The sequence below is a fragment of the Mycolicibacterium chlorophenolicum genome (genome assembly GCF_001044235.1).
Lineage (GTDB): Bacteria > Actinomycetota > Actinomycetes > Mycobacteriales > Mycobacteriaceae > Mycobacterium > Mycobacterium chlorophenolicum.
The window spans coordinates 11,837-24,605 of the sequence record NZ_JYNL01000017.1; the positions used below are offsets into that span (position 1 = coordinate 11,837).

General features: G+C 65.3%; 12 protein-coding genes. 3 read left to right on the forward strand and 9 right to left on the reverse strand.

Features of this window, described 5'->3' with window-relative positions:
- Positions 1-1,021: 1,021 nt before the first annotated feature.
- On the forward strand, positions 1,022-2,230 hold the full coding sequence (locus MCHLDSM_RS37100) for a hypothetical protein (RefSeq protein ID WP_006247693.1): 1,209 nt from the start codon (positions 1,022-1,024) through the stop codon (positions 2,228-2,230).
- 448 nt (positions 2,231-2,678) lie between these two features.
- Here the strand turns inward: MCHLDSM_RS37100 and MCHLDSM_RS07595 are convergent, their stop codons facing one another.
- Entirely contained in the window at positions 2,679-3,446 is a 768-nt protein-coding gene (locus tag MCHLDSM_RS07595) for a cytochrome c biogenesis CcdA family protein (RefSeq protein ID WP_006247278.1), read from the reverse strand.
- A 578-nt stretch (positions 3,447-4,024) separates the two neighbouring features.
- On the opposite strand from MCHLDSM_RS07595, the gene MCHLDSM_RS07600 reads away from it, so the two are divergent.
- Complete coding sequence (locus MCHLDSM_RS07600; protein WP_006247280.1) at positions 4,025-4,693, forward strand: peroxiredoxin; 669 nt, start codon at positions 4,025-4,027, stop codon at positions 4,691-4,693.
- 110 nt (positions 4,694-4,803) lie between these two features.
- On the opposite strand, the gene MCHLDSM_RS07605 is transcribed toward MCHLDSM_RS07600, so the two are convergent.
- Positions 4,804-5,760: an alpha/beta hydrolase gene (locus tag MCHLDSM_RS07605; protein WP_158022687.1), complete on the reverse strand. Its 957-nt coding sequence runs from the start codon at positions 5,758-5,760 to the stop codon at positions 4,804-4,806.
- Between the two features lie 121 nt (positions 5,761-5,881).
- On the opposite strand from MCHLDSM_RS07605, the gene MCHLDSM_RS07610 reads away from it, so the two are divergent.
- Entirely contained in the window at positions 5,882-6,199 is a 318-nt protein-coding gene (locus MCHLDSM_RS07610) for a MerR family transcriptional regulator (protein ID WP_006247282.1), read from the forward strand.
- A 70-nt stretch (positions 6,200-6,269) separates the two neighbouring features.
- On the opposite strand, the gene MCHLDSM_RS07615 is transcribed toward MCHLDSM_RS07610, so the two are convergent.
- The 7 genes from MCHLDSM_RS07615 to MCHLDSM_RS07645 form a co-directional block, all read right to left on the reverse strand.
- On the reverse strand, positions 6,270-6,863 hold the full coding sequence (locus tag MCHLDSM_RS07615) for a TlpA family protein disulfide reductase (RefSeq protein ID WP_006247283.1): 594 nt from the start codon (positions 6,861-6,863) through the stop codon (positions 6,270-6,272).
- 60 nt (positions 6,864-6,923) lie between these two features.
- Positions 6,924-7,526, reverse strand: a complete 603-nt coding sequence (locus tag MCHLDSM_RS07620) for a cadmium resistance transporter (RefSeq protein ID WP_006247284.1) — start codon at positions 7,524-7,526, stop codon at positions 6,924-6,926.
- On the reverse strand, positions 7,523-8,029 hold the full coding sequence (gene lspA / locus MCHLDSM_RS07625) for a signal peptidase II (protein ID WP_006247285.1): 507 nt from the start codon (positions 8,027-8,029) through the stop codon (positions 7,523-7,525). The genes MCHLDSM_RS07620 and lspA overlap by 4 nt, the downstream gene beginning before the upstream one ends.
- Positions 8,026-9,993 (reverse strand): heavy metal translocating P-type ATPase, encoded by a 1,968-nt coding sequence (locus tag MCHLDSM_RS07630; RefSeq protein WP_006247286.1) that lies wholly within the window; start codon positions 9,991-9,993, stop codon positions 8,026-8,028. The genes lspA and MCHLDSM_RS07630 overlap by 4 nt, the downstream gene beginning before the upstream one ends.
- Positions 9,990-10,403: an ArsR/SmtB family transcription factor gene (locus MCHLDSM_RS07635; RefSeq protein ID WP_027332154.1), complete on the reverse strand. Its 414-nt coding sequence runs from the start codon at positions 10,401-10,403 to the stop codon at positions 9,990-9,992. Before MCHLDSM_RS07635 ends, MCHLDSM_RS07630 begins: the two co-directional genes overlap by 4 nt.
- Positions 10,404-10,594: 191 nt before the next feature.
- On the reverse strand, positions 10,595-11,968 hold the full coding sequence (locus tag MCHLDSM_RS07640; RefSeq protein WP_006247288.1) for an MBL fold metallo-hydrolase: 1,374 nt from the start codon (positions 11,966-11,968) through the stop codon (positions 10,595-10,597).
- 102 nt (positions 11,969-12,070) lie between these two features.
- The coding region (locus MCHLDSM_RS07645) for a sulfite exporter TauE/SafE family protein (RefSeq protein ID WP_234713918.1) at positions 12,071-12,769 on the reverse strand (699 nt) is incomplete at its 5' end.

Genomic DNA, 12,769 nt, shown 5'->3' on the forward strand with positions numbered 1-12,769 from the left:
TTCGGCGGACTTTCGGCCCGACGCGTGGGCCCGGGTCACCGCCCGCCTGGTCGCCGACATCGACGGCCTGTCCGTCGAGGCGGCCGAGCGCCTGCTCACCGATGCCCGCGTGAACCGCCCCAAGACGCTCAACGCCGTCGACTGCTACCTGGCAATCACGCCCGGCGGCGTGTGCGACCCAGACTCCGCGTGCCCCCGCGGCATGATGCGATTGAGCCACATCCTGCTCGCCGCCGGATACACCACGGTTCACCCACCGCAGTGCACTCAGTGCGGCCAGCGCTCGGCACTGACCAATGTCGGCCCGTCCGGGCGAATTTGCGAACACTGCCTTCGAGCCAACCGCCCCACAGTTCTCTGCGCGCGCTGCGGGAAGCCAGCTCTGCACCGACGCAATTCCGCCGACGGCGTAGTCTGCTCGAACTGTTATAGCCGGGACCCCTCTTCGAAAGCGCCATGCCACCGGTGCGGGCGGGTGGGGCACCGTCGGCGTCGCCTCCCTTGCGGAGGCGTGCTCTGTCCAGCGTGCGCTCCCAGGCCCCAACACACCTGCGTCGAGTGCGGCAAAGACCGACCCGCGCAATCCATCACCGAGAACGGGCCGATCTGTAGCACCTGCTACAGCCGAATCAACATGTCGTGGAGCTGTGCCGCCTGCGGCGCGCTCCGCCGAAGGAAATCCGGCGGCAACGTCGGTCCACATATTTGTGGGATCTGCCGACGCGCACTACGCAACGACGTCCAGAAGGCCTCGACGCGGACAGCGCTACCCGCGTCGCGGCCACCCAGAGTTGCCCCGATCTGCGTCTTCTGCCGGCGGCAACGCCCGATAATGAACCGATGGCCAGCAGGCCCGGTTTGCAAGGTGTGCGCCAAGCGGGCGCGGTCTTACCCGGGGATCTGCGGGACGTGTCAGCAGTCTGCGGTCCTCATCGGACTCAACGACCATGGTGGGCGGATCTGCGGACCGTGTGCAGGCGCCTCGCTCGATTACCGTTGCCGCAATTGCGGGCAGGCCGGCATGCACGCCAACGGTCGGTGCAGCCGCTGCGTCACCGCCCAGCTCCTTGATGCCGCCTTGGGTGGCCACGACGGCCAGATACCTGACCAGTTGCGGCCGCTGGCCGACGCGTTGGCCGCCGCACCCGATCCTCGCAGCGTTGCCGTCTGGCTCGCCCGAAGCGACGCCGCGCGACTACTGAGAACCCTTGCCGAATGCGGAGAAACGGTCACCCACGACCTTCTCGACGCCTTGCCGCCCGGACGGCAGGTCAACTACATCCGCGAAATCCTGGTCCGCACATCGGTATTGCCGATGCGCAACGAGCGTCTCGAGCGACTCGAGCCGTGGCTGGATCGCTACCTCGCCGACCAGCCAGCCGACCACACCCTGATGGTCCGCAACTACGCCGTCTGGTATCTCCTGCATCGTGCCAGGCGAAGCCCCCGACCGTTGGTCACGGCAGGGGCGGCTCGTATCCGGCGCAGAGTGCGCGTCGCACTCGAGTTCCTCACCTGGTGTGACGCCCGTGGGAGGTCCCTGACCGACATCGATCAGGGCGACGTGGACACCTGGCTGGCCACCGGAGACTGGCGCCGGCCAGAAGTGCGACCGTTTCTGCACTGGACGACCCAACGCCGCATCACTGGCGCCGTCTCCGCGCCGGCACCCAAGCCCGCTCCACCGTCGGTCTTCATCGACGAAGCAACGCACCTCGAACAATTGCACCGCTGCCTGCACGACGACGGTATCGACGTCGATCTGCGCGCCGCGGGCGCCCTCATCCTGCTCTACGGCATAGCCACCTGGCGAGTGCTCAACCTACGACGAAACCAGGTACATACGCGTGACGGCGAGACCTTCCTGGTCCTGCGCGACCACGAACTGCTGCTGCCACCCCAGCTGGCCGACCTGATGGCTCAATTACCGCGCTCCACACGACGATCCACATTGCCGGACTCCGACGCCTCGGATCGGCTGCTGTTTCCCGGCCGAACTCCCGATCGACCCGTCGACACCGGCGGATTCGGCAAGCGACTCAAACGCAGCGGCCTGACCATCCGAGCCGGCAAGAACACCGCCCTGCTCGGGCTGGCCGCCGAACTTCCCGCAGCCGTTCTCGCCGACCTGCTCGCCATCGACGTCGGCACTGCCACCCGGTGGGCCACCTACGCCAAGACCGAATGGAACGACTACATCGCAGCACGAACCTCCGGCGACAACGGGTAAGAGCCATCCGCTGGCGACTCGGATGGTCAGCCGATGCGGGGTTCGGCGGCAAATAAGAGGCTCGAAGCCCACTCTGGTAACACTCCCACCGCTGTGAACGGTGCGGACTCTGGTTGCCGGCCGAGGCGAGATTTGTCTGGCCCGTGCCTTGGGGGACACGAAACCGGCCACGGCAAACTAGGCCCATCGGCACTGCCGCAGCCGGTACCTTCGGCCGGGTGCCGAAACTATGGCAGTCTGCACCCCCAACGACTCAAACGGCTGTGATATCGCCCGCGACCGCCTTCAACGTCGCCCTCCACGCGCAACGTGAGTGTTTGCTGCGTTGCACCGTTGCTTTCCGGGCGCGTGAGGTAATCGCGCGACCCAATCGGTCGAATTCCTCACTCCATCTGGCGTTGTCGGTGCGAGCCAGCCCAGCCGCCTGACTCTCAGGGCAAAGTTGGTGTCATATCGGCAGCGTGGTGTTGGTGACGAAGGTGTCACGGACCCAAGAGATGAATTCGTTCCACAGCCCGCTCACCAGCGCTAGTCCCACGGCGACCAGCAGTACACCGCCGAAGATCTGGATTTCCCTGGTATTTCGACGAAGCCACCCCATCGCGTGCACCGCGCGTGCAGATCCCAACGCCAACAGGACAAAGGGAATGCCCAGACCTAGACAGTAGGCCACGACGAGGACTACCCCGCGGGCGATGGCCGATCCATTTGTGGCCGAGGACATCGCAATCACGCCAGTGAGTGTGGGCCCCAGACACGGGGTCCAGCCCAGGCCGAACACCCCGCCCAGCAGCGGCGCACCCGCGATGGTCGACATCGACTTCGGGGTGAACCGGGCCTGGCGTTGCAGCGCGGGCACGAAGCCCATGAAGACCAGGCCCATCAGGATGGTGACGGCGCCGCCGATACGCTGCAGCAACACCTGATTGGTGATCACCGTCGCCGTTAGACCCAGGATCGCGATGGTGCCCATCAGGAACACCGCTGTGAAGCCGGCGATGAACAATCCAGCGGCCGCAGTTACTCGCAGCCGCGCACTTCGCGATGTCGATTGGCTTTGCTCGTCGACCCCGACGACCGCTGCAAGGTAGGACAGGTATCCCGGCACCAGGGGAATCACGCAGGGCGAGGCAAAAGACACCAATCCGGCCAATGCCGATACCAGCACCGCCAGCAGCACGTGCCCTGACATGGCGATCTCGGTGAATCCGTTCATCGGCGGCTGCGCATTGCGACCGCTTCTGCACTCCAGCTACTGGGTCCGCCCACGCCCATCTGCATCATGTCATCACCTACGTATCTACTACAGAGGTTAGTACCATAGCTGGGAACGGTTTCGAGACGCTCACGCAACCCCTCGTTTGACGGGCGTGTAATGCGCAGATGCGGCTTCAGCCGTAGACCGTCTGCGCCGAAATCGTTGGTGACTCAACGGCCATGCACAATACGGCAGCGCGTCATCCAAGCCGGGGGAGGTGTGTCGGTGCCTGTCCTGTCGCCACGACAGCCCATGGGCGACAACTCGGCACCGTGGTCCCGGTGCCTTTGGCCCCGCCGCCCGCAGTCTTGGCTGGCCACGTCCCCGGCGCGACGTGCGCATGCGCTGCGCGTCGGTCTACCGCGCCTCCATCGCCGCCCCACCATCGACCGGCCGGACCGCATCGTCACCCTCGTTTACTTCCACTATCGCCTGTACCAGCCGTAGTGGCGCAGATGGAAATAACTTTCTACTGTTCAGGTACGTAGACAGTAGAAGGAGGGGGACGTGCCTCTCCCTGAGATTAGAGGTTTGCGATGACTCTGACGATCGGCGACACCGCCCCGGATTTCGAGGCCGATACCACCGAAGGTCGGCTTCGGTTTCACGACTGGATCGGCGATGGCTGGGCGGTGCTGTTCTCCCATCCCCGCGATTTCACCCCGGTGTGTACCACCGAACTGGGTTACATGGCCAAGATCAAAACCGAATTCGACCGGCGCGACGTCAAGATCATCGGGCTGTCGGTCGATCCGCTCGACAACCACGCCAGCTGGTCACAAGACATCGCCGATACCCAGGGCGTCGCGCCCAATTATCCGATGATCGCCGACACCGATTTCGCGGTGTCCAAGGCCTACGGGATGCTGCCCGCCGACGCCGCCGGGGACCCCACTGACCGAACTCCCGCGCAGAATGCGACGCTGCGCAACGTCTTTGTGATTTCCCCCGACAAGACCATCGCACTGGTGCTGATCTACCCGATGACCATCGGACGCAACTTCGATGAGGTGCTGCGCGTGATCGACGCGCTGCAGTTGACCGCCACCCACAAGGTCGCCACTCCGGCGCAGTGGCGCCAAGGCGACGATGTGATCATCTCCAATTCGGTCAGCGACGAGGAAGCCCGCCAGATCTATCCGAACGGGTGGCAAGCACCCCGGGCTTACCTGCGCATCGTCCCGAGCCCGATTCAGCTTGCTTAGCCCAACAGGACAAGTGTTGGGATGGCTGCATCGGGTGCTCGACCGGCGACACTAAGGGGTACCCGAGGTAGTCGGGGCGTAGGGGCGAGCATCGTCGATGTCAATGCTGGTCACCTCTGTTCGGTATGGGGTTGTAGAAGGGTGCGGCGCAAGAATGCGATCTGATCGTTGACGACGCGATCTATCCAAGGTTCATTGAATAGGTCGAAATGCCCGATGGGGTAGCGTTGTAGCTCTCCGCGCGGCGCGTGCTTGGCCACTTCGATCGCGGGTTGGGGCGGTGCAATGGCGTCGCCGTCGCAGACGGACACCAGAAGCGGGCATGACACCAGATTGGCCCGGCGCGCCGGCCGGTCGGCGCGCATCTGCAGCACGATCCGGGCGGGGATCGTGGGCTCCCAGCCGACCGGGTCGGCGGGCATGATCGACGCAAATCCGGCGGCGGCATCGGGTGTGGTCAACATCGACATTGAGCCGGGTGCTCCGGCCAGCTCGATCCGTAGGGGTTCGCGGCCGCATCGTGCACGCAAGTTGTCGCGGATCCCTCGCCATGCCATCCGATAGCCATGCCGTCGGCGGGCGTAGCGGATTGCCGCGGCGGCTGCGGCGCGCCCGTCGACGAACGGATTTTGTATGATCGCCGCGGCGATGTCGTGGTCGCGGCCGGCGGTGGCAAGTACATGTCCACCGCCAAAAGAAGTGCCCCACAGGGCGATTCGGTCATGATCGATGCCGCTGAAGCGGCGGACGAGAGAGATGGCTGCGCGGTCATCGGCGCGCTGTCGCCTGATGTCGATCAGGCCGCGGGGTTCACCGGCGCTGGTGCCCAGGTGGCGGTAATCGAAGGTGAGGGCGGCTATGCCGACGGCGGCGAAGCGGATCGCGAAATCGGGCAAGGCCGCGCTTCGGATACCGCCGATGCCATGGGCTAGCACCACGCAGGGATGCGGTGGGGGACTCGTTGGCCGGTACAGCCACCCCTCGCATCGTTGGCCGCCGGATTCGAAGTTGATGTTCTCGCGGACCACGCCGGTGCCGCGGCCGCAGAAGGGAAGGGTTGTAGACACGGCCGCCAGCGTGCGCGTTAATGTCGACATGAAGTCAAGCGGTGAGGGCCGAGAAATTTCGATCGGCGAGTTGGCCGAACATTTCGGGCTGGCTACCCATGTGCTGCGTCACTGGGAATAGATGGGGTTGGTGGTTCCGCGCCGCACCTCGACGGGTCACCGAATGTACGGCCTTGCGGATCGCTATCGAGTGGCCGCGATTGTGCAGGCGAAGGCGGCCGGGATGAGTCTTGACAGTATTCGTGCGATGTTGACCGCAGCCACCCCAGCCGAGCGCAACAGGGTCTTGCAACACCAGTACGACGCGCTGAGCCAGCGCGTCGTCGAAGCCCAAGCCGCACTCGCCCTTATCGACACCGCGCTCGGCTGTGAACACGGCGACCTCGCCAGTTGTCCGCGCTTCCGCGCGGTGCTGGCCGAACGTGTCAGGCATCCCTAGCGGCGTGGTCAGATACCCCCACGATGCGAGTGCTGCGGGTACTGCGGCCGGTTCGCCACTATGCAATATGTCAGGGCTCGGTGGTCAGCCGGTCCAGTAGCGGCCGTAGGTCTTCGGCCAGTAGTGCCATGAGATACACCGCTGCAACTCTGTGCTGGCGGTCGAGGACCATGGTGGTGGGTACGACGCTGGTTGGATAGGTGCGTCCCAGCGTGATGAGGCTGCGCAGCGATGGGTCGAAGATGGAGGGATATTGAACGTCGCGGTCGGTGACGAAATCGCGTGCGGTGTCGCGGTTGTCGCGGACGTCGATACCCAGGAACTGCACGCCGCGGTCACGGTATTCGGCGTAAACCGTTTCCAGTTCTGGAGTTTCGGTGCGGCATGGCGCACACCAGGAGCCCCACACATTGATGAGGACCACTTTCCCGGTGAAATCCGACAACCGGATCGGTGCGTCGGTAAACAGATCGGGTCCGGTTAGATCCCCGATCGTGCCTCGTGTGGAGGGAGGGTCATAGAAGATCGCGGTCTGTCCGCCGGGCGATACGAAGTCAAAGGTGCCGCCTTGGGCGACGGCGCCCTCGCCGGTGGTGCAGCCGGCAACCGTGGCTGCGACGATAAGGGCTGCCACGACGGCGACGATTTGCCTAAGGCTAGTCACGAGGAGTCCTCTCGATGGTTCATGTTGGCGCCGGAGTGCACCGCTGGTGTTCGTGGCTGCCTAGTTCTCGAAGGCGAGACCGCTGACGAGGATCACGATGCCCAGGCCTATCAGGACGATCGGGAAGAGGACGTGTTCCCAGCGTTCGAGGACTTCTGCGATCGGCCGGCGGGTGGCGACGAATCTGGCGGCGACGACCAGCACCGAGACGAGCACGAGGAACACGGCACAGTAAGCCACCACGGCCGCCGGTCCCACGCTCAAGAACACCGGAACGTAGACGCCGATGTTGTCGCCGCCGTTGGCGAAGGTGACTGCTGCGACGGTTAACACGCCGACGTTCTTGCCAGCGACTTTGCCGTCGTCGTCATCATCATCATCGTTGCCGCGCCAGGTTTGCCACGCCGCCCACAGTCCCAGGGCGAGGGGGATGAGTCCGAAGTACGGGATCACTTCTGGGGGAAGGAACGCTCCGGCACCCAGCGTCACGAGCACAGCCGCACCCAGAATCCCGGCGAATCCCAGGTATTGGCCTGCGGTGATCCGGGCCGTGGTTCCGCGTTGTCCTGCGCCGCGGGCGAAAAACAGTGAGAGCACGATGATGTCGTCGATGTTGGTGACGATGAACAGGCCGATTGCGGGCAGCACTGAGGACAAGATCATCCGTTTACCTCCGAGTCTGCGGTATCGCTTGCCCGCCAACTAGCCACAACGAGGGCGGCTGCCCCGGTGACGACGAAGACGTCAGCGAGGTTGAAGGTGGGAAACCAGCCAGTGTGTAGGTAGTCGGTGACCTGCCCATCAGCGGCGCGGTCGATCACGTTGGCCACCGCCCCACCCAGCATCGCCGCAAGTGCCAGCACGACGGGCAGCGCCGCGGTGCGCGTGAGGCGTACCGCGAACACTGCCAAACCGGCCACGATCAGGCCGGTGACGCCGAGCAGGGCCGCTGGCGGCAGGGTGTCCCCGAGACTGAATGCCACACCGGGGTTGAACGCCAGCCGCAGATCTAGCAGCCCGAGATCTGTTGAGTTGCCGCCGGTCAGTGCGCGACCGGCCCACGCCTTCAAGCCCAGGTCAAGTGCCGCCACGGTGACCACCGTGGCGGCAAGGGCGATCCGCCCCCGTCTCACTCGGGTGTCGGTGTCGGTGTGGTCGGTGGTCACGACGGCGCACCCACGACGGCCGCGCGTATCGGTCGCGCCACCTCGTGCAGTGCCGCATCGGCCAGCGGTTTGGTACGCCCAGCGCGCACCCCGTTGGCAATGACGATGATCTCGGCGAGTTCGTGGACGAGCACGACGGCGGCCAGTCCGAGGATGCCGAACAGCGCCAGCGGCATCAGCACGATGATCAGCCCGAGGGATAGACCGAGGTTCTGCAACATGATTCGCCGCGCACGGCGGGCGTGCCGGAACGCTTGAGGAAGGTGGCGCAGGTCTTCGCCCATCAACGCCACGTCGGCTGTTTCGATGGCAACGTCGGTGCCCATCGCTCCCATGGCGATGCCGATGTCGGCGGTGGCCAGCGCGGGAGCGTCGTTGACCCCGTCGCCGACCATCGCTGTGGGACGCTGGCTGCGAAGCTGTTCGATCAGTCGGGCCTTGTCCTCGGGGCGCAGCTCGGCGTGCACGTCCTCGATACCGACATCGCGGGCCAAACTCGCTGCGGTGGTGTGGTTGTCGCCGGTGAGCATGGCCACGTGGTAGCCGTCGCGGCGCAGTTGGGCGATGACTTCGGCGGCTTCGGGGCGCAGCTCGTCGCGCACGGCAACGGCGCCCACCACCTGACCGGCAACTTCGACGAGGACGGCGGTGGCACCGGCCTGCTGCATCCGGGTGACGTCACCGGCCAGTGGGCCTGGGTCGAGCCAGCCGGGGCGGCCCAGCCGGATGGCGTGCCCATCGCGATGTCCGGTGAGTCCGGCTCCGGTGACGGCTTCGACGTCAGTGGCTGGGGTGACCTCTTTAACGGCGGCCAGGATCGCAGCGGCGAGGGGATGCTCGCTGCGCGACTCCAACGCTGCGGCCAGGTCCAGCACCTGTTCCGAGGTCGATCCGTTGATTGTGACGACTTCGATGACGGCGGGCCGATTGGCGGTCAGTGTGCCGGTCTTGTCCAAGGCAACCCCGCGGATTCTGCCGAGCCCTTCAAGTGCGGCGCCGCCCTTGACCAGTGATCCCAGCTTGCTGGCGGCGCCAATGGCGGCGACGACCGTGACTGGCACAGAAATCGCCAGTGCGCACGGTGACGCGGCGACCAGCACCACCAAGGCGCGTTCGATCCACGTGGCCGGGTCGCCGAACACGCTGCCGATTACCGCGATCGACGCCGCGGCGATCATGATTCCGGGCACCAGTGGTTTGGCGATGCGATCGGCCAGGCGCTGCGAGGAACCCTTGCGGGATTGCTCGGCCTCCACGATGCGCACGATGCGGGCCAGCGAGTTGTCCTCGGCCGTGGTGGTGACCTCGACCTCAAGCACACCGGTGCCATTGATCGACCCGGCGAACACCTCGTCTCCGGGACCGGCCTCCACGGGAACCGACTCACCGGTAATGGCCGAAACATCGAGCGCGGTGCGGCCATGACGGATGATGCCGTCGGTGGCGAGACGCTCACCGGGCTTGACCACCATACGGTCACCGATCCGCAATTCCGCAGGCGCAACGGTCTTTTCGCCGCCATCGCGTAGAACGGTCGCCTCGTCGGGCACCAGTGACAACAGGGCGCGCAGCCCGCGGCGGGTGCGGGTCAACGAATATTCTTCCAGCCCTTCGCTGATCGAGAACAAGAAGGCCAGCATCGCGGCCTCGCCGACTTCCCCGAGGATCACCGCGCCGACGGCGGCGATCGTCATCAGCGTGCCGACGCCGATCTTGCCTTTGGCCAGCCGTCTGAGGGTAGACGGCACGAAGGTGTAGGCACCGGCCAGCAGCCCGATCGCTTCCAGAGTGAGCACGACCGACTCGGCGGCATCGACTCCTCCGGCGATCAGGGAAGCCAGCAGGAAGACTCCGGAGATGGCGGCGAACTGCAATTCCTTGATCTGCCAGAGCCGTTCGGGCTCACCGTCCCGTTCGTCGGTGTCGCGGGGCTCGTCGTTGCCGCATCCGCAGGCGTCACTCATCGGCGGGGCTCCTCGGTATCGATCGTCGTCGTTGTGTGGGCGTTGGTTCCGTAGTTAGGGCACAACGCCACCGTGTTGCCGGTCGCGGCCAGCAGCGTCTCCGCTGAGGCCAGCAGATCCATGAGTTCCGGTCGGGTCAGCGAGTAGAACATCTGCCGGCCTTCGGGGCGTCCGATCACGAGACCGCAGTCCCGCAGACAGGCGACATGGGCTGAGACAGTGGACTGCGCCAACCCCAGCTCGCCGATCAAGTCAGCCACGCGCGCCTCACCGTCGGCCAGGCGGCGCACGATCGCCAGCCGGGCGGAATCGGAGAGACTATGAAACAGCGCTACCGCAGCATTCAGATTCGAAGAGGTTCCACCTGCTGAGCCGACAGCCGCGCAATCATCCGACACATTCATCGCCATTTGACGATGATACATGGTCCCCGGCGATACTTCGCGCCTGGAGTGTCCGCTTACGCCGGCTGCGGTCCCAGGGGGCTGAGCGGAAGGTGTGAAGCCGCCGCCATCAATGGAACGCTGAGGGCGATCTGTTGGCCTTGCGCCTGATGCAATTCAGCCAGGTGGCACTTATCGGGGCTGCTGGCCTCCCATGGTCACGTTGAGTCGGTGGGTTGTCGTGTGGAGGTGAGGCCCAGGGTGTCCGCGGTGCTGTACTCGTCATCGACGAGCACCACGACGCCCCCTTCCCGGTCGATGATGGAGGCGGCGATCGACGCTCGGTACCCGGAGCCGCAGTGCACCCAGATCGGCATGTCAGGCAGTTCGTGAAGGCGGTCGGCGAGTAGGTGCAGCGGGATGTTGATCGCGCCGGGGATGCGGCTGGTGTCGTGCTCTTGGCGTTGTCGCACGTCGAGCACGACGAAATCCTCGCCACTGCCTAGGGTTTCGGCGAGGTCGGCGAAACCGGCGGTCCGATAGCAGCGCAGTGTTGATCCGGCGCGTAGATCGTCGATGTTTCCTGTGGCGGCGCCGTCGAGGTGGTCGACGCCTATGCGGACCAGTTCGCGGCGGGCCTCAGCGATCTGATCGAGTGTTTCCCCGATCAGGGTCAGTGGTTCGCCCCACCGGTGAAGCCAGCCCAGGTAGGTTACGAAGCTGCCAGACAGTTCGAACCCGAGCGTGCCGCTGAGATGCCCTGCGGCGAAGGCGGTGCGATTCCGCAGATCGACTACCCACTGGCCAGCGTCGATGCGTCGCCGCACCTCCTCGGGATCGACCGGTTCGGGTAACGAGAGGTCCACCGGAGCTGGTCCAGCCTGGTTAATCACTCCCATGTGGGCGTAGTACGCGGGATAGGCCGACAGTCCCTCGAGCAGCTCCGCGACATAGGCCTGCTCGTCTTGGGTGAGCGCCGGATTGCTCAGGCGTTGCTCGGCGATGGTCGAGGAATCACCACTGCCGGGGGTCGCCGAGCAGAAACTGCCGAACCCGTGGGTGGGATAGACCGAGGTGGCATCGGGGAGCACCGCTGCCAGTCGGTGCACCGACTGGTACTGGGCACGGGTCAACTCGTGCGTGTGTTCGGCGCCCAACAGATCGGTGCGCCCGGTGGTGCCGTGCAGCATGGATCCGCCGGTGAACACTGCGGTCACCGCACCGGTGATGTCGCGCAGCACATAGCTGACGTGGTGGTGGGTGTGACCGGGAGTGTGCATCACCTCCAACTGGATCGGTCCGGCGTCGATGACATCCCCGTCGCACGCCGGGCGGCGTTCGTAGTCCACCTGGTCGCCGGCGGGCACCACGTACTCGGCGCTCACCGTGCGGGCGAGTTCCAATCCGCCGGTGACGTAGTCGTTGTGGATGTGGGTTTCCAGCACGTGGGTGATTTGCACCCCACGCCGCTGGGCCAGGCCCAGCACTCGGTCGATGTCACGCTGCGGATCGATCACGACCCCCGTCGAACCGCTGCTGACCAAGTAACTACGGTCGCCGAGACTGGAGGTGTCGATAATCGTGACGTCCACGAAAAGACTCCCTTCTGGTTTCTGGATTGCTGAAAGTATGTTCACCCCCGCCAGTATGGATCGAAGCCTCTTGGACGGGGCAGCTGATGAAGGTGGGATCAGTTAGGTCAGGACGAGCGTGTCCAGCAGGACATATGCCGCCACGGCGAAGACCAGGTAAGCGAACCAGTGTTGCAACCGGCCGGTGTCGAGTCTGGCGCCATAGTGCCCGGCGACCAGTGAGCCGCCGATCGCAGTCGCAACGAACGCCGCTGTAATGGACCAGTCGATGCTTGCCCCATCGAGGTGAAAGAGCGCCCCGGCCGCGGAATTGGCGACGATGATCAGCAGCGAGGTGCCGATCGCGACGGACATCTGCACACCGAGCAACAGCACCAGGGCGGGAATGATGACGAATCCACCGCCCACACCGAACAGCCCGGTCAGCAGGCCGACCGCGAAGCCCGCCGGAATGGACCGCGGTGCGCAGCGACGCCAGTTGATGCCGCCATCGCCGACGGTGCAGGCAGTGCCGGCGTCGGTGGAATCGGTCAACATTCGCAGGCCGGCGCCGATCATGAGGATCGCGAAGCCGATCATCAGAACCCGCTGAGGCAGGCGCTCGCCGATGGCGCTGCCGAGCAGGGCGGCCGGTATGCCGGCCACCGCGAAGACAGCGGCCAGGCGCCACTGCACCTGTCCAGCGCGCAACCTGGGCAACACCCCCACCGCCGAGGCCACCGCCACCACGATGAGCGACATGGGGATCGCCTGCTCGACCCCGAGGCCGAGCGCATAGACCAGCGCCGGGACCGCCAGGAT